Below are 20,174 nucleotides of genomic sequence, written 5' to 3' on the forward strand. Positions count from 1 at the left end.
CCCCCTGGCGGAGCATGGACAGGAAATGCTGCCTCATGCGCGAGCGGTCCGGTTCCACGCCCGTGATGAGGCCGAAGGCGTCCACCGCCTGGCCCACGGCCATGTGGCCGCCGTCCAGCACACGGCACCCCTTGGCGCCGGCGGCCTTGACCAATTCGGTTTCGATCGGGCGGTAGACGATATCGGCCACCCAGTGCCGGGACTGGAGCAGGTCCCCGTCCAGGGGCATGCCCGGATGGGCGTGCATCCCCACGGGGGTGGCATGCACCAGGCCGTCAGCCTTGGACATCAGATCCCTTATCTCGCCGATCTGCCGCCATTCGATGTTCCTGTCCGGGAAGAACCGTGCGAGGGCCTCGGCCCGCTCCCGGGACCGGGCGGGATCCAGGTCCACGACGCACAGGTGCTCCGCCCCTGCTGCAAGGAGCGCGTACGCCGTAGCTGCGCCGGCGCCGCCGGCGCCCAGCTGCACAACATGTCCAAGGGATGCTCCGGGGAGGCCTTCCTCGAGGGCGGAGCCAAATCCGGAGTAATCGGTGTTGTGGCCGATGAACTTGCCATCACGGATAAGGACGGTGTTGACGGCCCCCAGCCGGGCCGCATCGTCCGAAAGATCATCAAGGTACCCAAGGACAACCTGTTTGGCGGGAACGGTGATGTTGAAGGCGTTGAAGCCAAGATCGCGTCCGGCCGAGAGCAGGGTACCCACGTCGTCAGCCGGACGTGCCAGGAGGGTCAGGTCAACGGTCCGGTAGATGTACCGCAGTCCGTGATGGTCGGCTTCCCTCTCGTGGAGGGCAGGGGTCAGGGAGTGCGTGGTTCCTTCGCCGATCAACCCCACCAGGTACGACTCCGCCGGAGTACTCATCTGTCCACCTTCCGGCCCCGCCAGTGCGAAGCGTCCATGGGTCGGATTGCCTGGTCACAATTTCGGCCGCGGCCTTGTTCCGGGCCTCGATGTGAACTAGATTACAACTACTGTACGTTTTATGCACACATGTTCGTAATGCGTACAAAGTCCCAGATGAGGCGCACTGTCGGAGATGACAGCCGCAAGCCTTGTCGGAGTACGGGTATCAAAGGAGAAAACCGTAGTGAAAACCCTTCTAAAATCACTCGCAGTGGGCACGGCGGGGTTGCTTGCGCTGACTGGTTGCGCCTCGGGCAGCAACAGCAGTTCCGACGCCGACTTCCCCGCGCAGGACATCCGGCTGACCGTTCCCTGGGCCGCAGGCGGCTCGGGGGACCTGACGGCCCGTACCATTGCACCGCTGCTGGAAAAAGAGCTGGGCGTCGAGGTCATCGTCGAAAACAAGCCGGGAGCCAACGGATCGGTGGCCTACAACTGGCTGAAGGACCAAAAGCCGGACGGCTACAACCTGTCGATGATGGGCGTAGAGGTAGCCACCCTGCAGTTCCAGGATTACGACATCGACCCGTCCAACTACGCGCCGATTGGCCAGGGCCTGGCCGGACCCGGTGCCATCGCTGTCCCGGTGGACAGTCCCTACCAGTCGCTCAAGGACCTCGTCGCGGACGCCAAGGCCAACCCCGGCAAGGTCACCTACTCCAGCCCGGGCGTTGGCTCGGTCTGGGATTCCCCCGCCCAGGGCCTCCAGGAACTTGCCGGAATCGAGCTCACGTCCGTCCCGTTTGACGGCTCCGCCCCGGCAGTTGCTGCTGCGGCGGCCGGTGACGTCGATTTCTCGATCGATGCAATCGGCACGCAGAAGAACCAGGTGGACGCAGGCAAGCTCCGCTACCTGGCCATGCTGACCGAGGAACGGGATCCAAAGAACCCGGACGTCCCCACCGCCAGGGAAGAAGGAATCGACCTGCAGAACGCTTCATGGGTGGGGATCATGGCTCCGGCCGGTACGCCCGAGGAAGTTGTCAGCAAGCTCTCCGACGCCATGGGCAAGGCTGTTGAGGACCCGGAGTACAAGAAGGTCATCGAAGGTTCCAACCTTGTGCCGACCTTCAAGGACGCGGAGGAGATGACGGCGTTCCTCGACGAGGAAGCCGACCGCTACGGACCGTGGATCAAGCTCGCGCAGGGCAAGTAGCGCAGGCACACACTTCGAGGCAGACGGGCCGGCCAGCCTTCCGCTGGCCGGCCCCTACTGAGGAACCCCAATGAACGATCACACAGCACCAGGGCCGCCGGCAGGCCTCAACCCAACAGACCCTGAGCAGGACCACGCCGAAGCCCATATCCACCCGGCGTCAGAGGTGCTGGTCACGGACCGTGCGCACCGGCTCAGGGAACTGGTTCCGGCCGCCGTCACCATCGGCCTCGGCGTCCTGGTCCTGGTGCTCGCCCAGGGCATCCGCTCAGGGGTCCGGGTGGAACTCGGGCCTCCCTTCTGGCCCACCATGCTCGCATGGAGCCTTATCGTGTTCGGCGTCCTGCAGGTGGTGGTCAACGTGCTGCGCGGGGTCAGCCGGGCCAACCTCCCTGATCCGCTCAGCGGGTGGGGCATCGGCCGGATGCTGCTGACGGCCGCGATCCTGGTGGGCTACCTCCTGCTGTGGAACGTCCTCCAGTTCTGGTTGATTACGTTCGCAACGTCCGTTGCGCTGACGGCCCTGTACGGTGGCCGAGGCTGGAGGCCGCTGCTCGTGTTCCCGGCCATCGTTACGGCCCTCCTCCATTTCCTTTTTGTCGTCGCATTGCGGGTGAACCTATGATCCAGATCGCTGCCTCGCCCGTCACCGACGGCATCATGACCGTCCTCCAGGTGGACACCCTCCTCTACATAGGCCTGGGCATCCTGGTGGGCATGCTCGTGGGTGCCTTCCCGGGTGTGACTGCCACCATGGCCGTGGCCCTGGCCAGCGGGTTCACGCTGACGCTGGAACCCATCCAGGGCCTCGCCGTCCTGCTGACCATCTATGTGGCCGCCCAGTTCGGGGACCGGGTGCCAGCCATCCTCATTAACACCCCGGGCACACCTGCCTCCATTTCCACAACCTTTGACGGTTACCCGCTTGCCCTGAAAGGACAAGCGGGCCTGGCCCTGACAACGTCCGCCTTCGGCTCGGCCTTTGGCATGCTTTTTGGCATCCTCATCCTGGCGGTTGCCGCGGTGCCCCTTTCGGAATTCGCCCGCCAGTTCGGACCGCCGGAAATGTTCGCGCTGGTGGTCTTCGGCCTGACCATGATGGTGGGTGTCTCCTCGGGACGAATCCTCAAGGGCCTGGCCGCCGGAGCGTTCGGTCTCCTGCTGGCCACCGTGGGCCGTGACCCCATTACCGGTGACGCCCGCTTTACCCTCAACGTCCTGGAACTGAACGGCGGCGTGCCGTTCATTCCGGTCATCATCGGGTTCTTTGGCGTGGCGGAAGTCCTCAACCAGATTCTCACCAGGCGCAGGCACCTGCACCACGTCAAGCCCGTCACCCAGCTGGGCCAGTGGATGCCCGGACGGAAACTGATGCAGCGGCTGTTCAAGCCGATGGGGATCGGCGCGGTGACCGGATCCGTCGTCGGCCTTGTCCCGGCGGTGGGCGGCGACATCGCCGGCATCATCGCGTGGGACAACGCCAGGAAAGTCTCCAAGCACCCGGAGGAGTTCGGCAAGGGCTCCCTTGAGGGCCTGACTGCCGGCGATACCTCCAGCACGGCAACCCTGGGCGGCAGCGTGACCACCACCATGGCGCTCGGCGTCCCCGGCGATTCCGTCATGGCCGTCATGATCGGATCCATGATGATCTGGGGCATCCAGCCGGGGCCCAGCCTCTTCAGCAGCCGGCCGGACCTCGTCTCCTCGCTGGTCACGATCATGCTGATCGCCACCATCCTGACCCTCGGGCTGAGCCTCCTGCGCATGCGCGGCATGGTCAAGCTGCTGGAACTGCCCAGCCACTACCTGTGGGTCATCATCCTGATCTTCTGCATGGTGGGGACGTACTCCATCAACAACAGCGTCTTCGATGTGTTCATGATGATGATTTTCGGGGCCGTTGGGCTGTTTATGCTGCGTTTCGGTTTCCCTGCAGGCCCCGCTGTGCTGGGCCTTATCCTTGGCCCCCTGGCCGAGGCAAACCTGCGCCGCGCACTCATCACTGACGGGTGGGCATCCGTCTTCACCAGTCCCATTGCGCTGGTGCTCCTTGCCATCTCTGTTGCGGCGCTGGTTGTCCCTCCCCTGCGCGCGCAGCTGAAGCGGCGCAAGGCAGTGGGCGCCGGAGCGGACCAGGCGAAGGTTTCCAGCTAGATACGCTCAAGGACGCCCGGGCCCACCCAGGTGGGCCCGGTGTCCTGTATTTTTCGGAAGGGCAAGAAGTCCATGGAAGAAGAACATCCGGCGTACTTTGTGAAGTCGGTGGGGAAGGCCTTTGACGTCCTCAGGGCGTTCACGTCGGATACCCCCCGCCTGACCGTCTCCCAGATCGCGGCGGCGACGGACATAACGCGCGCCTCTGCCCGGCGGTTCCTGCTGACGCTGGCGGACCTTGGGTACCTGCGGACGGACGGACAGTCTTTTGAACTGACCGCCCGCTCCCTGGAGCTCGGTTCCTCCTTCCTCTCCACCCTGTCCCTTCCCCGCGTAGCCGAGCCGCACCTCAAACTGCTGGCGTCCGAGCTCGGCGAGACGGCGTCGCTTTGCGTCCTTGATGGAGCGGACGTCGCCTATGTCGCCTGTGTCCCGTCCCCGCGGCTCCTCAACGTCACCATCAGCGTGGGCACCAGGTTTCCGGCGTGGGCGACGTCCATGGGCCGGGTGCTCCTCGCTGCCCTGCCGGCCGGCAGCCTGGAGGCGTACTACGAATCGGTCCACCTGCAGCGTTTTACCGAGCACTCCGTCGGCAGCCTCGAGGCCCTCAAGGACGAGGTCAGCCTTGCCCGGAGCCAGGGGTGGTCCATGGTGTCCCAGGAACTGGAGAACGGCCTCCGCGGCGTGGCCGTTCCCATCTGGTGCGGAGACGAGGCTGTCGGCGCCGTCAACGTCTCATTGCAGGCACACCGCGCCGCCCAGGACGTGATCGAACAGACAGTTGTCCCGCTCCTGCAGGAAACAGCGCGTGAGATAGGGATGGACTACCAGGGCCGGCCGGCAAAACGCCTTGGCGGCGTGGATGTACTTCGGCCCGCCATGGCGGACATGCAAACCTGACAGGGCCCGCACGGCACCCCGGCCCACGGCACCAGCTAACCAGCCGGCCCTTGCCCGGGAGCGGCGCGAATGCCACTGTGTTTTATGGCCACAGAAGCCGACGTCCGAAGCATTGCCCTGGCGATGCCGGGTGTCACGGAGCGGCTGAGCTGGGGCCAGCCCGCATGGTTCGCTAGGACCCTGATGGCCCGCATCTGGGAACCCGGAGTCCTCACCGTCAAGACAGGCGAACGCGAGGCCCTGGCGGGAACGGAGCCGGAAACGTTCTTCTGGACCCCGCATCACGAGCGTTCTCCCCAGCTGGTGCTGGTGCGGCTAAACGGGATCAGCGGGGAGCTGCTGGCGGAACTGCTCCAGGATTCCTACCGCCTGGCGGGAGGGGAACACAGCAGCCGCAAGCAGCCGTAAGGTAACTGTTTGCCACCCAAGCACGCCGCCCTACTCCCGCGGCACCGGTGCGGGCCATAGACTCAAGCCAACTACGTGCAGCAGCGCCGCTCCGCGAAGCCACCTGGTCCAGGTGAACCAGGAACGGCCCGGCAGGGCGGCGCTCCCGCATCCATGCAGCGAGGGGAGTCAGCGGGTGAAACTGGGCATACCGCGGGAACGCCGGGAGGGTGAACGGCGGGTGGCCGCCACACCGGAAACGGTCAAGCAGCTGGCGGCGCTCGGCGTGGAGATACTCCTCGAGGAAGACGCCGGCGCGGCGGCCGGGTACCCGGACCTCGCGTACAGCCAGGCGGGTGCGCACATTGTCCCTGAGCTCGACCCCGCCCAGCTGGACGTCCTCGCCCACGTCCGGCCCCTCGACCCTGACACCGCCCGGTCCCTGAAAAGGGGAGCCGCCACCGTGGGGCTCGCATCGCCGTCGTCCGAACTGCCAACCGTCCAGGCGCTCGCCGACGCCGGCGTCACATCCTTCGCCCTGGAACTCGTGCCCCGCATCTCCCGGGCCCAGTCCATGGACGCCCTCAGTTCCCAGGCACTCGTGGCCGGGTACCGCTGCGTCCTTGAGGCGGCCATCCGGCTGCCCCGGTTCTTCCCGCTATACATGACCGCCGCCGGCACCGTCCCGCCCGCCCGGGTCCTGGTGTTGGGGGCCGGGGTGGCGGGCCTGCAGGCTATTGGCACCGCGAAACGCCTCGGCGCGCGGGTCTTCGCCAACGATATCCGCCCCGCCTCCGCGGACGAGGTAGCCTCCATGGGCGGCACCTTCATCCGGCTGGACCTCGAAACGGCGGAGGCCGCCGGAGGCTACGCCCGCCAGCTTAGTTCCGACGCCGGGACCCGGCAGCGCCAGCTGCTGGCACCCCATGTGGCGCAGGCCGACGTGCTGATTACGACGGCGGCCGTCCCCGGCAGGCGGGCACCGCTCCTGGTCACGCGGGAGATGGTGCAGGGCATGCGGGCCGGGTCGGTGGTTGTCGACCTCGCTGCCGAGTCGGGCGGCAACGTGGAAGGCGTCGTGGCGGGCCAGGACGTTCCCGTACCCACCGCTGACGGCTCCGGCCACGTCTGGCTGGTCGGCCTGAAGGACGCACCCTCCGCCATGGCGTCGGATGCTTCGCGCCTGTACGCGAAGAATGTCGCCAACCTGCTGGTGCTGATGGTCAGGGACGGTGCGCTCGCTCCCGATTTCAGTGACGAGGTTGTCGCCGGGGCCTGCCTCACCCACGACGGCACGGTGCGGCACCAGCCGACGGCGGACCTGCTGGCCGAGCGGGCCGGCTCCCGGCGGGAAGGGGCGCTCTGATGGACGGTATGAGCCTGCTGACGATCACGGTCCTGGCCGTCTTCGTCGGCTTCGAGGTGGTGTCCAAGGTCTCCAGCACCCTGCACACTCCGCTGATGTCCGGTGCCAATGCCATCCACGGCATCATCCTGGTGGGCGCCATCATCGTCGCCGGCCAGGCTGCAGACCCCTGGGTGCTCGCTGTGGCGCTCCTCGCCGTCGTCCTTGCCACGGCCAACCTGGTGGGGGGCTTTGTGGTGACCGACCGGATGCTGCACATGTTCCATGCGCGCAAAGCGGCCGGTACCAAACAGGCCACCCGGAAGGCGGACGGCAAATGAGCCTCCTGGACCCGGTCTGGACGTCGCTGCTGTACCTGGTCGCCGCCGTCTTCTTCATCCTGGCGCTGCGCGGGCTCAGTTCGCCGCGGACCGCCCGCCGCGGCAACCTGATCGGCGCCGCAGGGGCCCTGATCGCCGTCGTCACCGTGTTCCTGTCCTCCCGGCTGGAGAACATCCCGTGGATCCTGGCGGCCATTGCCGTGGGGTCGGCCGTGGCCGCCCCGGTGGCCCGGCGGGTCAAGATGACCCAGATGCCGCAGCTGGTGGCCCTCTTCAACGGCGTGGGCGGCGGCGCCGCAGCGCTGGTGGCGCTCCTGGAACTCAACCATGCCGGCGATCCCTGGGTGCGGCTGGCCATCGTCTTCACCCTCCTGGTGGGTGCCGTGTCCTTTGCAGGTTCGGGGGTCACGTTCGCGAAGCTCCAGGAACTGATGACCACCCGGCCGGTGGTGTTTCCCGGACTCCCGGCGGTGATGGCCGCGGTGCTGCTCGCCGCCGTGGCGGCCGCCGCCGTCGTCGTTTTTACCGGTTCCCTTCCGCTCGCGTCGCTGCTGCTGGTGCTGGGACTGGCCGCCGGAATCCTGCTGGTGCTGCCGGTGGGCGGGGCCGACGTCCCCATCGTCATCTCGCTGCTGAACGCCTTCACCGGCCTTGCCGTGGCCGCCTCCGGCCTGGTGCTGGGCAACGTGCTGCTGGTGGTGGCCGGCACCCTGGTGGGCGCCTCGGGCACCATCCTCACCAGGGCCATGGCGGCGGCGATGGGCCGCAGCGTGGCGGGCATCCTGTTCGGCGCGTTCAGGGGAAGTTCGACGGCGGGATCCACCGCCGTGAGCGAACGTCCCGTCCGTTCCTCCAGCGCGGAGGACGTTGCAGTCCTGCTCGGCTACGCGCAGCGCGTCATCATTGTTCCCGGCTATGGGCTGGCCGTTGCCCAGGGCCAGCACACCGCGGCCGAGCTCGCGCAGGCCCTGGAAAGCCGCGGCATCGAGGTGGACTTTGCCATCCACCCCGTGGCCGGCCGGATGCCCGGACACATGAACGTGCTGCTGGCCGAGGCCAACGTGCCGTACGAGTCGCTCAAGGAAATGGGGGAGATCAACCCGGAGTTCAAAACGGCGGATGTGGCGCTGGTGGTGGGTGCGAACGACGTCGTGAATCCGGCAGCCAAGACGTCTGCCGGCTCACCTATTTATGGCATGCCCATCCTGGAAGTGGCGGATGCCCGGCAGGTGGTGTTCCTCAAGCGTTCCATGCGTCCCGGGTTCGCCGGGATCGAGAATGACCTGCTGTACGAGCCGCAGACGTCGCTTCTGTTCGGCGACGCCAAGGACTCGCTGGCCCAGGTGCTCGGGGCCGTCAAAGCACTCTAGCCGCGTACCCGCTGCGAGGCTGCTGCCGGCATGCGCCGAACCCCGGGCGGGGCAGGCTAGTCTTCTCTCAGACGTAGCCTTTCACTTGCCACCAGAGGACACCATGACTGCCAACAGCTCCACCTCACCCCAGCGCGCCGCAATCATCGTCAATCCCGCCAAGCCGGTGGATATCGATGTGCGCGGCCTGGTGGCAAAGCACTGCGTGGAGAACGGCTGGGGCGAGCCGCTCTGGTTCGAAACCACCAAGGAGGATCCCGGCGTCGGCCAGGCCAAGGAAGCGCTGGCGCAGGGGGCGGACATCGTGATCGCCGCCGGCGGCGATGGCACCGTCCGGTGCGTGGCCGAGGTGCTGTCCGGTGGGGATGTGCCCATGGGGCTGCTCCCGCTGGGTACCGGCAACCTCCTGGCCCGCAACCTCGGCATGGACGTCACTGATTACGACGGCGCCATGGCCGGGGCCCTGATCGGCACCGAGCGGAAGATCGACGTGGTCCGTGCCCGCCGCAGCGACCCGGACATGGAGCAGCTGTTCCTGGTGATGGCCGGGGTGGGCTACGACGCCACCATCATGGCCGACACCAACGAGGAACTGAAGGACAAGGTGGGCTGGCTGGCCTACGTGGACGCCGGTATCCGGAACCTGCCCGGCAAGCCGGTCAAGGCCACCATTGTGATCGACGGGAAGCCTGCTGTCCGCCGCGGTGTCCGCAGCGTCATGGTGGGCAACTGCGGCAAGGTCCAGGGAGGCCTGGAAATCTTCCCCGAAGCAAAGGTGGACGACGGACTGCTGGACGTTGCCGTGCTGGCGCCCCACCACGGCAAGCTGGGCTGGCTCTCGGTGCTTGCCGGGATGATCGGCAAGGGCCGGGGGAAGGACACAGCCGTAGAGTACTTCCAGGGCAAGACCGTGGAGATCACCTTGGAACACAAGGACGACTACCAGCTTGACGGCGACCACGAAGGGCAGAGCAAGCACGTGGTCATGACCATGGAACCGGCAGCCCTGACCCTCCGGATGTAATTCCCAGCTACCTAGTTGGGAGGGGACGGGGCGGGCCGGTGCGCCAGGATTTCGGCGAGTTCAGCGAGCCGGTGGGCGCGGGCTGACTCCGCGGGAGTGAACGGTTCCCCGGGCCGGGCAAAGGTGATGGGGCCGTGCCAGGCCGTCGGGATCTTAAGCCGGGTGCCGGCGTCGTGCCTTTCCAGCAGCGCCTCGGCAGGGGAAAGGACCCGTGCCCGCAGCAGCTCGGCCACGGCCAGCGGAAGCTCGTCCGGCGCATCAGCGATCCGCGCCGCAAGGCTCAGCGCTTTTGTCTGCCCGTCCGCCATCGCCAGTGCGGTGGTTGGCCAGACGTGGGAGTGTGTGCCGCCGGCCAGGTGCAGTGCCTCCAGGAGCTGGTATTCGTCCACATCGCCGGGCGTGGACAGCACAAACTCGTCCAGTACGCCGCCGGCCACCGGGTGGACGTGGATGCTCAGGATGTTGGTCTCCAGGCGGGCCAGGGCCTTGGTGACTTTCTGCAGCGCCCCCGGCTCATCCTGCAGGACGGTGCGTGCCCGCCACAACGCCGGGGCCCCGGCGAGCCGGCGCCGGTGCCGCAGCGCCGGTGCATGCAGCCATCCGCGAAGCACCCGCGCCGCGGAGGGCTCAGCCACCCAAATCACCAGGACGGTGGCGGTAACAGTCAGCACAAGGACCTTGGCCAGGTAGGAAAGCTGGGTGTCCACCACCAGGGCGTGGACCAGGAGCTCGATCGGCAGCATCACGGCCACGTTGGCCAGGGTCAGCCGGGTCCTTGTTGGTTCGGGCATCAGGCCGCACACTTCGCAGCTCAGTTCAGACGCGGGAGTCTTGCTTGCACCGGGCTTCATGGTCCAAGGATCGCGTGGTGCTGTTTCGGCGGTGTTGCCCGGCCGTTCCGATCGTGCGAAGCATCCCCGGGCGTAGGATTTTTGATGGAACGTCAGCGCGGCCGCCCGTCTCACCAGAAACAAATCCCAGACGCCCGGCACCGCAGGAAGGCCCCATTCCACGTGAAGATGCTCACCGAGATGTTCAGCATTGCCCCCGCCAACAAGGACCACCACCCGGCCCTGAGGTGCGCGGTGGGGGTCTTCGTTCCGCTCTTCACGCTGGTGCTTCTGGGCCGGCTGGACCTCGCCATCTTCGCGTCCTTTGGGGCTTTCACCGGCATCTACGGCCGCGGCGAACCCCACGGCATCCGCTTCGCGCTGCAGCTGCGGGCCGGCCTGCTGATGCTGCTGGTCATCCTCCTCGCAGCGCTCGCTGCCCGGACCGGAGGAGCCTTGGGTCTGGACCCGGCCGGGACCACGTGGCTCCTGGTCCTGGCCACCACGCTGGTGGCGGGCGGCTGTTCGGTGGCAATCGCGTGGTTCCGCCTGCGCCCGGCCGGGTCCCTCTTCCACATCTTTGCGTTCGCGGCCATTGCCTCCATCCCCAACCAGCCGCCGCTGTGGGAGGGCATGCTGGTAGCCGCCCTCACCACCGCCTTCTGCCTGCTGATCGGGTTCTCCTCCCGGATCCTGCCCAGCCGCCGGGCAGCATGGTCCCGGCCGCGCCCCATCCGCCGCACCCCCGGCGAAAAGCGTGCTGCCCTGCTTGAGGGCCTGGGCTACCTGGTGGCTGCAGGCCTGGCCGGTGCACTGGCCACCTGGGCCGGCAGCCGCCTCGGGTTCGGCCACAACTATTGGGCCATGGTGGCCGCCGTCGTGCCGCTGGTGGGCCACACCACCCGGCACCGGGTCCGCCGCGGGGTGCAGAGAATCATTGGCACGGTGCTGGGGCTGGTGGTGATGGCGGGCATCCTGCTGCTGGGCCTGCAGCCCTGGCAGACCGTCCTGGTCATGGCGCTGTGCCAGTTCGGCGCCGAGATGTTCATCATCCGGCAGTATCTGCTGGCCCAGATTTTCGTCACGCCCTTGGCTCTGGTGTCCACCCTCCTCGTGGTTCCCTCCTCGCCGACCATCCTGCTCCGGGACCGCATCATTGAAACGGTGATCGGCGCCGCCGTCGGCATCGCCGTGGTCCTGGCCCCCGGCGCGTGGCGCCGTTTCCGCGGACGCACGACGGCGGCCCCGGCCGACGTGCCTTAGCCGCCGCTGCTGCCGCGAAGGTAGGCTGGAAACGTCCCATTCAACGGAAGGCTGCGTGCGGTGGCGAACTCTGCCTCGGGTGATTCGGTGGTGGACCGCATTGTCCGATTGCTCTCCGCCTTCCCCGAGGATGTCAGCGCCCTGCAGCTGTCCGAACTGGCGGAGCGCGCGGGCCTGCCGCTCACCACTGCCCACCGGCTGGTCCGCCAGCTCGCGGACCATGGCCTCCTGGACGCCGGTCCCGGCGGCCTGGTGCGCCCCGGCCTGCGACTCTGGGAACTGGTCAACCGCACCGCACCCACCCTTGCCCTGCGGCAGGCGGCCATGCCGTTCATGGAGGACATCCAGCAGGTCCTCAACCAGAATGTGAACCTGGCCGTGCTGGATGGCTGGGATGCGCTTTTTGTTGAACGGCTGTCCCGCCGCGGGTCCGTGGCCAACCGGGCCAGGGTGGCCGGCCGGATGCCCGTCCATACCTCATCCGCGGGACTTGCGCTGATGGCCCACCAGGACAGGCATCTGCAAAGCCAGTACCTGGACCAGTTTGCGGACCCGGACGGGAAGGTCTCCACCGACGCTGTCCGGGTGCTGCTCAGCGAGACGTTCCACCAGGGCTTTGCCCAGCTGAAGGGCGTGGTGGACCCGGACACCTGGGGGATCGCCGTCCCCGTGCTGGACGCCCGCCAGCGCGCGGTGGCCTCGCTCGGCGTCGTGGTCCCGTTGCGCGAGATGCGCCTGCAGGCACTGGTGCCCGCACTGCAGACAGCAGCCAGGGGCATTGCGCGCAGGCTGAACGACGCTTAGCCGGCCACTCAGCTTCCAGATGCTTCCGTTGAATGGAATCCATGTAACGCCGCTCACCTGTCGGAGCGCACACTGTTGGCAGAAGCATCACACGGCCGCGCAGCAGCGGCCCCGCAACGAAGCGAGAAGCCATGCCCCGCACCATCATCACCACCCAGGTGGCCATCATGGGCGCAGGCCCTGCCGGCCTGATGCTGTCCCACCTGCTGGCCAAGGCCGGCATCGAGTCCACCGTCATTGAAGTCCGCAGCCACAAGGACATCTCGGAAACCGTCCGGGCGGGCATCCTGGAGCACGGCACCGTCAACATGCTCGTGGACAGCGGCGTCTCGGACCGGGTGCTGCGCGACGGCGACCGGCACGACGGCATCGAACTGCGGTTCAACGGCGAGAGCCACCGCGTGGACTTCAAGGACCTGGTGGGGGAGTCCGTCTGGCTCTACCCGCAAACCGACGTGTTCCTGGACCTCGCCGCCCGCAGGAAGGCCGACGGCGGGGACGTCCGCTACAGCGTCACGGACACCACCGTGCATGACCTGGAAGGGAAGCCAAAGGTCTGGTTCACGGACTCCGAAGGGGTGGAGTGTGAGATCCAGGCCGACTTCCTGGTGGGTGCGGACGGGTCCCGCAGCCACTGCCGCTTCCAGATCCCCGAGGCCAGCCGCAAGTGGTACTTCCACGAGTACCCGTTTGCCTGGTTCGGCATCCTGGCCGAGGCTCCGCGCAGCGCTGACGAGCTGATCTACGCCAACTCCGGCAACGGCTTTGCCCTGATCAGCCAGCGGACCGAGACCGTCCAGCGCATGTACTTCCAGTGCGACCCCAAAGAGAACGTGGCGGAGTGGGATGACGACCGGATCTGGGCGGAGTTCCGCAGCAGGGTCAACGGCAACGGTTTTGAGCTCAAGGAGGGCCCGGTCATCGACAAGATGGTCCTGCCCTTCCGCAGCTTCGTTCATACGCCCATGCGCCACGGCAACCTGTTCCTCGCCGGCGACGCCGCCCACACGGTCCCGCCCACTGGCGCCAAAGGCCTCAACCTCGCCATCCACGACGTCAAGATGCTCTTCGAGGGTCTGGACACCCATTACAACTCTGGCTCTGACCACCTGCTGGACTCCTTCAGCGACCGCGCCCTGGAGCGGGTGTGGAAGGCGCAGCAGTTCTCCTACTGGATGACCACCATGCTGCACACCCCCGCCGATGCGGACGACTTCTCCCGGGCACGCCAGCTCGGCGAGCTCAACTCCGTGGTGTCGTCCAGGCACGGCATGGCCTACCTGGCGGAGGCCTACACCGGCTGGCCCGGCCACGCCTGACACGTTCCGGGGAAAGGGGCGACGGCGGGAGGCGCCTTAGGGGGCGAGCAGCCGGCGGACTGCGGCTGCGATGGACGCGGCATCAGGCCGCTCGTCCCGCCTGACCGTGAGCAGGTGGAGCAGGACGCCGTCGCCATAATCCGCCAGGTCCCGTGCCCGGGCGGCCGCATCGGCCACCCCCAGCGCGGTGAGAGCCGGGACCAGGCCGCCCACAAGCCGGAAATGCCCGGCAGTCACCGCTTCCGGCCGGTCCAGCGAAAGGGCCAGCCGGGCGCGGGTCAGGCCCGCGTGCTCGCCGGCCAGCGCCAGCAGCATGGAAGCCAATTGGCCCGCAAGTTCCTCGAGGTTCCGCGGCGGACCAGCCGCTCCCTGGTCCCGGAGCAGCTGGGTGTCCAGGTGCTCCAGGCGGTCCAGCACCGCTTCCACCAGGGCGGTTCGGTTGCGGAAATAGTTGGAGGTGGTCCCTTCCGCCACCTGTGCGGCGGCGTCCACGGCCCGGTGGGTAAGGCCCTTCATTCCCTTGTCAGCCACGACGGCCAGGGCGGCATCAAGGAGCTGGGTCCGGCGGTCAGGCATGGGCCCAGTGTAATTGACCCCTACCGGATCACTACAAAAGTAGTAAAATCACCTGCATGGAGACAATTTCGATTGTTGGCGGCGGCATCGCCGGCCTGGCGCTGGCCGCGGGCCTGGACCACAGCCGGTTCCAGGTGACGGTGTATGAGAAGCGGCCCGAACTGCCGGGCGTGGGCCACGCGCTGGGGATGTGGCCCAACGCCCAACGTGCGCTCGCGAGGCTGGGAATCCTTGAAGAGGCGCGGGCGGTCAGCCCGGTGCTCGGCAGCGGATCGGTCCGTGACGCCCAGGGAGAGCCCTGGATCACCATCAACGCGGGGGAGATGTTCGGCATCTCCCGGGTTGATCTGCTGCGGTTGCTGGACGGGGCCGTCCCGGGAGCCGTCCGCCGGATCACCAGCAACGTCCGGTCTCTTCCCGGCGACGGCAGCCTGGTGGTCGGTGCTGACGGCGTGCACAGCGCAGTCCGGCGGGAAGTCTGGGGCGCCGGAACGGATGCCCGCCTCACCCCGTATCTTGCCCTCCGCGGGACTCTGCCTGCTCCGGTCAGCCCCGACGAGGTGGGCGAATACTGGGGCCGAGGCGACCTGTTCGGCATGGCTGCCGCCCGGGGAGGGTCCTTCTGGTGGGCCAGCTACCGGTCCGCGATGGGCCCGTACGGAATTGACGCAGCATCAGCCCTGGAATACGCCCGGGAGCGCTATTCCAGCCACGCGCCCGCCATCCGCCGCACGCTGGCCGCAGCCACGCCCGAAGCATGCCTGGTCCAGCGGATCTGGACAGTTCCGCATCTTGGCTCCTACGTCCGCGGGCGGACCGTGCTCATCGGCGATGCCGCCCACGCCATGCTGCCCACCCTGGGGCGCGGCGCCTGCGAGTCGCTGGTGGATGCCGTAACACTGGCTGACCTCCTCAACACGCTGCCCGAAGGCCACGCACTGCGTGCCTACGACCGGCAGCGTCGGCCAAGGACCCGGGCCCTCAGCCTGGCGTCCTCTGCCATGGGGCGCGTCGCCTTTGCGGACGGTGCCCAGCCGCTGCGTGACGGCCTCCTCAAGCTGGCCCGACGGCGGAACACCCGCGCCGCCGTCGTCAGCGGTTCCGCCGGCTGATCAGCGCACGGGAGCTGCAGGCCGCGGCGCGTCCTCCCCGGCCACGGGCGTTCCCGGAAGCCCCGGACCGGGAGCCTGGGAGGCCGGCGGGACGGCCGGCAGCTTCTTCTTCCGGGACCGCTCCCTGCTGGAGCGGCCATAGACGAGGTACATGGTCACACCGGTGATGACCATCAGCAGCACCGTGTAGACGAACGTGTTGGCGACTCCGTCCACGCCCTCCGCGCCGTCGGTATTGGCCTTGATGACCAGGCCCAGCGGCTGGACCAGGGGGTGGGCCAGGAAGATCGCGGTGTCGTAGTCGTCCAGCAGGCTGTTGAAGTTCAGCGCCGTGATGGCGGCGGCCGCGGGGAGCACCAGCGGCAGGAGGATCTGCCGGAAGACGTACAGGGTCTTGGCGCCCATGATGGCCGCAGCCTCCTCCAAGGAGGAGTTGACCGAGGCGAAGGACGCCTTGAGCATGCGCAGCGTGAACGGGATCTTGACTGTGACGAAAGCGATCAGCAGGATCACGGTGGTCCCGGTGAGGACTGCCCCGCCCACCAGGGGATTGGGGTGGTCGTAGCTGATGATGAGGCCCAGGGCCAGGAGCGCGGACGGCAGGATCCACGGAATGTGGAGCAGGTATTCGAAGACCGAGGCAACCCAGTTCTTGTACTTTTGCAGCAGCCGGGCCACAAACAGCAGCCCGCCCACGGCGATCAATGCCGCCAGGGCGCTGTACACCACGCTCACGATGAACGGCCGCAGCCCGGACTGCTGGGTCAGGACCCGCTGGTAGTTCTCGAGCGTGAGGCTGCCGAACGCCAGCTCGCCCGTCTGGATCGCGGCGCCGTCGGCAAAGGAGTACAGCACAATCAGCACCACCGGCAGCGTGTACACGGCAAACAGCAGGTAGGCCACTGCGTGGACCACCACGTTGGCCACAGGGTTGGTGATGTCCTGCTTCTGCAGCGCCGAGGAGACTTTGGACACCGAAAAGTACGTGCCGCCCTTTTCCAGCCGGGACATCACAGCGAGCATCAGGATGGTGGCCAGGCCCAGGATCACGGCCAGCAGCGCCGCCAGGTCCCGCGAGGTGGGGCTGTTGGTGAACGTCAGGATCATCGGGGTGATGGTCTGGAAGTCGCGTCCGCCGAGCACCTGCGGAGCGCTCAGGGCGCCGAGTCCGGTCAGGAAGGACAGGATGGTAACGGCGAACAGGGTCGGCTTGAGCATCGGCAGCACGATCCGCCGCAGGATGGTCCAGGTGGACGCCCCCAGGTTCCGGGCCGCTTCAATGGTCTGGTAGTCAACGCCTTTCAGGGCGTTGGCCACGAACAGCATGTGGTTGGTGGTGGTGGCGAACGTCATCACCACCAGGACGGCGAAGAAACCGGAGAACCACGCGGGGTCCATGCCGGGAAAGACCTTGACCAGCAGGGACGTGACAATTCCCTTGTCCCCGTAGATGAACTTGTATCCGGCAGCCAGGACGATGCCGCCGTAGATGAAGGTGGACGCATAGCCCAGGAAAAGGATTCTGGAACCGCGGATCCGGAAGTAGTGCGTCACCAGGACAATGAACACACCCACCAGGTTCACCGTGATGGACAAGGCCACCGCCAGCAGGAAGCTGTTGCCCAGCGCCTTCATGGCGCGCTGGGACGAGAAGAGCTTTTCCGCGGCCCGCCCGGAGAAGCTGCCGTCCGGGAAGAACGTCGCGATCAGGACGTTGATATTGGGCCAGACCAGGAACGCCGCGATGAACCAGGTCAGGACGGCCCCCACGATCAGCACGAAGGGGGAGCGGACCATGGCGCGAACCGCCGTGCTGCTCATGGCAGGACTGCTGCCGGGTCCCGCTGCCGAAGGGCGGCGCCTGTATCGGGGTGGTACTGCAGAACGTGGGCAGGCTGGAGGTAGACGGTGGTTTCGGTGCCGGGTTCATGGTGGGCTCCGCCTTCTTCCTTCACCAGGAGGCGGATGTCGGCGCCGTGGCTGCGCACCACATACCGGCTGTGCAGGCCGTGGTACGTGCGGGACACCACCGTGCCGGGAAGTCCGACGGCGGCGCCCCCTTCAGGCGCGGGGCTCAGGGACGCCTTTTCCACCCGCAGGTAGGAATTGGCGTCCGGGCTGAGCCCCGCCCCTGAGAGCCGGTTCAGCTCCGCCACGAACTCCGGCGTCAGGGCAGAGCTGTCCCCGATGAAGTTGCAGACGAATTCGGTAGCCGAATGGTCGTAGATCTCCTGCGGCGTCCCCACCTGCTCCACCACGCCCTTGTTGAACACGGCTACCCGGTCGCTCATGGCCAGGGCCTCGTCCTGGTCATGGGTGACGTACACCGTGGTGATCCCGAATTCGCTCTGCAGGTCCTTGAGCTGCTGGCGGAGCTGGTGGCGCAGCTTGGCGTCCAGGTTGGACAGCGGCTCGTCCAGCAGGAGGATTTTGGGCCGCAGCACCAGGGCCCTCGCCACCGCCACGCGCTGCTGCTGCCCGCCGGACAGTTCAGCGACGTTCTTGGACAGCTGCTCATCGCTGAGTTCCACCCGCCGGGCAATGTCCCGGACCAGGCGGTCGCTGTCCGCAGGTTTCTCCTTCCGGACCCGCAGCCCGAAAGCGATGTTTTCCCACACGCTCATGCTGGGGAAGAGGGCATAGTTCTGGAACACCATGCCCACCTGCCTCTTGTCGCTGGGAAGCCGGGTGACGTCCTTGCCGTCAACGTGCACTGTGCCGTTGGAAGGCTGGATGAAGCCCGCCAGCGTGCGCAGCGCCGTCGTCTTCCCGCAGCCGGACGGCCCCAGGAGGGTGAAGAACTCCCCCGGGAGTACGTGCAGGTCAAGGCCCGGGATGGCGGTGAAATCACCAAAGGAAACTTCGATGTTGTCCAAGCGGATCATGGCAAACCTGTCTGGTGAAGCGAAACGGGGTGGACGGAGCCGGGTTACGTCATGTACTCGAGTTCGATCTTTTCCACCCAGGCGCCCATGTTTTCCTGCACGAAGCCCCAGTCGATGTCCTGCTGCTTGAGGTCCGCGAAGAAGTCCACCACCTCGGGATTGGCCTGGGCCTCGGCCTCCTTGTTCACCGGCATCGCGTTGAACTGCTGGGCAAACTCGCCCTGCACTTCGGCGCTGCCGAACCAGTCGATGAACTTCTGGGCCTGTTCCTTCTTTTCCGTGCCCTTCACCAGGGCGATTTGTTCCACGGCCAGCGGGACGCCAACGGACGGGACCACTGTTTCCACGTTGACGTTGAAGGACTCTTCGCGTTCGGCGATGATCGAGGACGGCATCTGCCCCATGTCCACTTCACCGGACGCGATCCGGGCAAAGAGGTCGGTCTTCGCAACGGCGGGGCTGCCGTTCTGGAAGTACTGCTCCACCTGCTCCCAGCCTTCGTCGGAGACGCCAAGGTCGCCCGAGTCGTCCTGGTAGCGGCTGAGGATTCCGGCGAAGACCAGCTGTGCCGTGGCGGTGCCCAGGCCGGTTACCCGCTCGTAACGGTCCTTGAACTCGTCCTTGGTCCACAGGTCGGTCCAGTCCTGCGGGGCGTTGTCCGCGGAGATCTTGTCCGAGTTGTAGCCGAGGAGGATGGCCTGCTTGACCAGCGGCCAGTACGTTTCGCCGTCACCCAGTTCCTTGTCCACCTCGCCCGCCCACGACGGTTCGTAGGCCTCCAGGGCGTCCTCGGCCTGGATCTGCGAGAAGTACATGTTGTTGAGCCCGAAAGCGACGTCGGCGATCGGGTTGTTCTTTTCCGCGATCAGCTTGTTGGTGGCGTCCGCACCGCCCGCGCCGACGATCTCGATCTTGAAGCCGGCCTCCGCGGCCTTGGCGGTCCACCATTCCCCGCGGCCCTCACCGTTGGAGTTTGTGTAAACCACCAGGGTGTCCCCGGAACCGCCTGCCGGGGCTGAGGCATCACCAGACGCTCCCGGCGATGTTTCATTTCCTCCGCATCCGGCAAGAAGGGTGGCGGCGACGGCGGCGGCAACCAAAGTCTTCAAAGTACGCACGATCTGGACTCATTTCTGGACTGGAATCGGAGCATGTCCGGCAAGCCTAACGCCGGGCAGGCGGAATTCACGGCTGTTATGGCTATCGATTCGATAAACAGCCCGGCTGGTTACTCTGGTCCAGTCAAAGGAACGGCCGGGGGCGTGCGGGTAAACAGGCGGTGAAGCGTCAGCCGCTACTGTGCCTCTCCACTGAGGGTCTCCGTCAGGTGGTGGGTGGGGATCCTGTCCCGGTCGTAGGTGATTTCCGTGTAGCCGTGCGGCTCCGGCCTCCCTGACGGGCTGAGGTTCACGAAGACGATTTCCTCGATGGTGAGGATGCTCTGGCGGGTGATCATGTTGCGGACCTCGGCGCGCATGGTCAGGGATGTCCGGCCGAAGCGCGTGGCAGTCAGTCCCATCTCGATCAGGTCGCCCTGCACAGCGGAGCTGACGAAGTTGATCTCCGAGATGTACTTGGTGACGGCGCGGCCGTTGCCCAGCTGGAGGATCGCGTAGATGGCCGCTTCCTCATCGATCCACTTCAGCAGGCTGCCGCCGAACAGCGTCCCGTTTGCGTTCAGGTCCTCGGGGCGGACCCACTTGCGGGTGCGGAAGGTGATGTCTGCTGTTTCCATAGGGCGAGGTTAGCCGAGGCGCTGCAGCGGCACCCACTGTGACGACGTCCGGCCGGGACGCCG

The 20,174-nt window shown here is 66.8% G+C and carries 20 protein-coding genes; 13 read left to right on the top strand and 7 right to left on the bottom strand.

Annotated elements, in window-relative coordinates:
• Positions 1 to 868: shikimate dehydrogenase (locus AC6CHP_RS20515; protein WP_498231987.1), on the bottom strand; the 868-nt coding region annotated here is incomplete at its 3' end.
• A gap of 226 nt (positions 869 to 1,094) precedes the next feature.
• Between AC6CHP_RS20515 and AC6CHP_RS20520 the strand changes: the two genes are divergently transcribed.
• From AC6CHP_RS20520 to AC6CHP_RS20560, 9 genes are all read left to right on the top strand, one after another.
• The gene (locus AC6CHP_RS20520; RefSeq protein WP_427116574.1) at positions 1,095 to 2,066 is read left to right on the top strand and encodes a Bug family tripartite tricarboxylate transporter substrate binding protein; all 972 of its coding nucleotides are present in this window, start codon (positions 1,095 to 1,097) and stop codon (positions 2,064 to 2,066) included.
• Positions 2,067 to 2,136: 70 nt separating this feature from the next.
• Positions 2,137 to 2,691, top strand: coding sequence for a tripartite tricarboxylate transporter TctB family protein (locus AC6CHP_RS20525; protein WP_498231990.1), 555 nt, complete (start codon positions 2,137 to 2,139; stop codon positions 2,689 to 2,691).
• Positions 2,688 to 4,220: a tripartite tricarboxylate transporter permease gene (locus AC6CHP_RS20530; protein ID WP_202986612.1), complete on the top strand. Its 1,533-nt coding sequence runs from the start codon at positions 2,688 to 2,690 to the stop codon at positions 4,218 to 4,220. The genes AC6CHP_RS20525 and AC6CHP_RS20530 overlap by 4 nt, the downstream gene beginning before the upstream one ends.
• Positions 4,221 to 4,292: 72 nt before the next feature.
• Positions 4,293 to 5,120 carry an IclR family transcriptional regulator domain-containing protein gene (locus tag AC6CHP_RS20535; RefSeq protein WP_427116570.1) on the top strand — a complete coding sequence of 276 codons (828 nt, stop codon included), beginning with the start codon at positions 4,293 to 4,295 and terminating at the stop codon, positions 5,118 to 5,120.
• A gap of 84 nt (positions 5,121 to 5,204) precedes the next feature.
• Positions 5,205 to 5,528, top strand: a complete 324-nt coding sequence (locus AC6CHP_RS20540; protein ID WP_498231993.1) for an MmcQ/YjbR family DNA-binding protein — start codon at positions 5,205 to 5,207, stop codon at positions 5,526 to 5,528.
• A gap of 175 nt (positions 5,529 to 5,703) precedes the next feature.
• Positions 5,704 to 6,873, top strand: a complete 1,170-nt coding sequence (locus tag AC6CHP_RS20545) for a Re/Si-specific NAD(P)(+) transhydrogenase subunit alpha (RefSeq protein ID WP_498231995.1) — start codon at positions 5,704 to 5,706, stop codon at positions 6,871 to 6,873.
• Positions 6,873 to 7,193 carry an NAD(P) transhydrogenase subunit alpha part 2 gene (locus AC6CHP_RS20550; RefSeq protein WP_498231997.1) on the top strand — a complete coding sequence of 107 codons (321 nt, stop codon included), beginning with the start codon at positions 6,873 to 6,875 and terminating at the stop codon, positions 7,191 to 7,193. Before AC6CHP_RS20545 ends, AC6CHP_RS20550 begins: the two co-directional genes overlap by 1 nt.
• Positions 7,190 to 8,563 (top strand): NAD(P)(+) transhydrogenase (Re/Si-specific) subunit beta, encoded by a 1,374-nt coding sequence (locus AC6CHP_RS20555; protein ID WP_498231999.1) that lies wholly within the window; start codon positions 7,190 to 7,192, stop codon positions 8,561 to 8,563. Before AC6CHP_RS20550 ends, AC6CHP_RS20555 begins: the two co-directional genes overlap by 4 nt.
• A 103-nt stretch (positions 8,564 to 8,666) precedes the next feature.
• Positions 8,667 to 9,587, top strand: a complete 921-nt coding sequence (locus AC6CHP_RS20560) for a diacylglycerol/lipid kinase family protein (protein ID WP_498232001.1) — start codon at positions 8,667 to 8,669, stop codon at positions 9,585 to 9,587.
• Between the two features lie 11 nt (positions 9,588 to 9,598).
• On the opposite strand, the gene AC6CHP_RS20565 is transcribed toward AC6CHP_RS20560, so the two are convergent.
• On the bottom strand, positions 9,599 to 10,438 hold the full coding sequence (locus AC6CHP_RS20565) for an ACT domain-containing protein (RefSeq protein ID WP_498232003.1): 840 nt from the start codon (positions 10,436 to 10,438) through the stop codon (positions 9,599 to 9,601).
• A gap of 162 nt (positions 10,439 to 10,600) precedes the next feature.
• Between AC6CHP_RS20565 and AC6CHP_RS20570 the strand changes: the two genes are divergently transcribed.
• The 3 genes from AC6CHP_RS20570 (at position 10,601) to AC6CHP_RS20580 (ending at position 13,803) form a co-directional block, all read left to right on the top strand.
• Entirely contained in the window at positions 10,601 to 11,680 is a 1,080-nt protein-coding gene (locus AC6CHP_RS20570) for an FUSC family protein (RefSeq protein WP_498232005.1), read from the top strand.
• Between the two features lie 60 nt (positions 11,681 to 11,740).
• Positions 11,741 to 12,484: an IclR family transcriptional regulator gene (locus tag AC6CHP_RS20575; RefSeq protein ID WP_104186903.1), complete on the top strand. Its 744-nt coding sequence runs from the start codon at positions 11,741 to 11,743 to the stop codon at positions 12,482 to 12,484.
• Positions 12,485 to 12,615: 131 nt separating this feature from the next.
• Positions 12,616 to 13,803: a 4-hydroxybenzoate 3-monooxygenase gene (locus tag AC6CHP_RS20580; RefSeq protein WP_498232007.1), complete on the top strand. Its 1,188-nt coding sequence runs from the start codon at positions 12,616 to 12,618 to the stop codon at positions 13,801 to 13,803.
• A gap of 36 nt (positions 13,804 to 13,839) precedes the next feature.
• On the opposite strand, the gene AC6CHP_RS20585 is transcribed toward AC6CHP_RS20580, so the two are convergent.
• Complete coding sequence (locus AC6CHP_RS20585; RefSeq protein WP_188728299.1) at positions 13,840 to 14,379, bottom strand: TetR/AcrR family transcriptional regulator; 540 nt, start codon at positions 14,377 to 14,379, stop codon at positions 13,840 to 13,842.
• A gap of 56 nt (positions 14,380 to 14,435) precedes the next feature.
• Between AC6CHP_RS20585 and AC6CHP_RS20590 the strand changes: the two genes are divergently transcribed.
• A complete protein-coding gene (locus tag AC6CHP_RS20590) occupies positions 14,436 to 15,491 on the top strand; it encodes an FAD-dependent monooxygenase (protein WP_498232009.1) in 1,056 nt (351 codons plus the stop codon).
• Here AC6CHP_RS20590 and AC6CHP_RS20595 read toward each other — a convergent pair whose 3' ends face one another.
• The 4 genes from AC6CHP_RS20595 to AC6CHP_RS20610 all read right to left on the bottom strand — a co-directional run bounded on the left by AC6CHP_RS20595 (position 15,492) and on the right by AC6CHP_RS20610 (position 20,111).
• Complete coding sequence (locus AC6CHP_RS20595) at positions 15,492 to 17,312, bottom strand: ABC transporter permease (protein ID WP_498232011.1); 1,821 nt, start codon at positions 17,310 to 17,312, stop codon at positions 15,492 to 15,494.
• Positions 17,309 to 18,376 carry an ABC transporter ATP-binding protein gene (locus AC6CHP_RS20600; protein WP_498232013.1) on the bottom strand — a complete coding sequence of 356 codons (1,068 nt, stop codon included), beginning with the start codon at positions 18,374 to 18,376 and terminating at the stop codon, positions 17,309 to 17,311. The genes AC6CHP_RS20595 and AC6CHP_RS20600 overlap by 4 nt, the downstream gene beginning before the upstream one ends.
• 44 nt (positions 18,377 to 18,420) lie before the next feature.
• Positions 18,421 to 19,494 (bottom strand): extracellular solute-binding protein, encoded by a 1,074-nt coding sequence (locus AC6CHP_RS20605; RefSeq protein ID WP_498232015.1) that lies wholly within the window; start codon positions 19,492 to 19,494, stop codon positions 18,421 to 18,423.
• 176 nt (positions 19,495 to 19,670) lie between these two features.
• Positions 19,671 to 20,111, bottom strand: coding sequence for an acyl-CoA thioesterase (locus AC6CHP_RS20610; RefSeq protein WP_188728290.1), 441 nt, complete (start codon positions 20,109 to 20,111; stop codon positions 19,671 to 19,673).
• Between the last annotated feature and the right edge of the window lie 63 nt (positions 20,112 to 20,174).

Source organism: Pseudarthrobacter sp. GQ63, from assembly GCF_059758765.1.

What these genes read in the sequence shown, in the direction of transcription:
- AC6CHP_RS20565 (WP_498232003.1), bottom strand. Translation starts at nt 10,438, where the DNA reads ATGAAGCCCGGTGCAAGCAAGACTCCCGCGTCTGAACTGAGCTGCGAA.
- AC6CHP_RS20560 (WP_498232001.1), top strand. Translation starts at nt 8,667, where the DNA reads ATGACTGCCAACAGCTCCACCTCACCCCAGCGCGCCGCAATCATCGTC.
- AC6CHP_RS20535 (WP_427116570.1), top strand. Translation starts at nt 4,293, where the DNA reads ATGGAAGAAGAACATCCGGCGTACTTTGTGAAGTCGGTGGGGAAGGCC.
- AC6CHP_RS20590 (WP_498232009.1), top strand. Translation starts at nt 14,436, where the DNA reads ATGGAGACAATTTCGATTGTTGGCGGCGGCATCGCCGGCCTGGCGCTG.
- AC6CHP_RS20595 (WP_498232011.1), bottom strand. Translation starts at nt 17,312, where the DNA reads ATGAGCAGCACGGCGGTTCGCGCCATGGTCCGCTCCCCCTTCGTGCTG.
- AC6CHP_RS20530 (WP_202986612.1), top strand. Translation starts at nt 2,688, where the DNA reads ATGATCCAGATCGCTGCCTCGCCCGTCACCGACGGCATCATGACCGTC.
- AC6CHP_RS20585 (WP_188728299.1), bottom strand. Translation starts at nt 14,379, where the DNA reads ATGCCTGACCGCCGGACCCAGCTCCTTGATGCCGCCCTGGCCGTCGTG.
- AC6CHP_RS20525 (WP_498231990.1), top strand. Translation starts at nt 2,137, where the DNA reads ATGAACGATCACACAGCACCAGGGCCGCCGGCAGGCCTCAACCCAACA.
- AC6CHP_RS20600 (WP_498232013.1), bottom strand. Translation starts at nt 18,376, where the DNA reads ATGATCCGCTTGGACAACATCGAAGTTTCCTTTGGTGATTTCACCGCC.
- AC6CHP_RS20550 (WP_498231997.1), top strand. Translation starts at nt 6,873, where the DNA reads ATGGACGGTATGAGCCTGCTGACGATCACGGTCCTGGCCGTCTTCGTC.
- AC6CHP_RS20580 (WP_498232007.1), top strand. Translation starts at nt 12,616, where the DNA reads ATGCCCCGCACCATCATCACCACCCAGGTGGCCATCATGGGCGCAGGC.
- AC6CHP_RS20540 (WP_498231993.1), top strand. Translation starts at nt 5,205, where the DNA reads ATGGCCACAGAAGCCGACGTCCGAAGCATTGCCCTGGCGATGCCGGGT.
- AC6CHP_RS20610 (WP_188728290.1), bottom strand. Translation starts at nt 20,111, where the DNA reads ATGGAAACAGCAGACATCACCTTCCGCACCCGCAAGTGGGTCCGCCCC.
- AC6CHP_RS20555 (WP_498231999.1), top strand. Translation starts at nt 7,190, where the DNA reads ATGAGCCTCCTGGACCCGGTCTGGACGTCGCTGCTGTACCTGGTCGCC.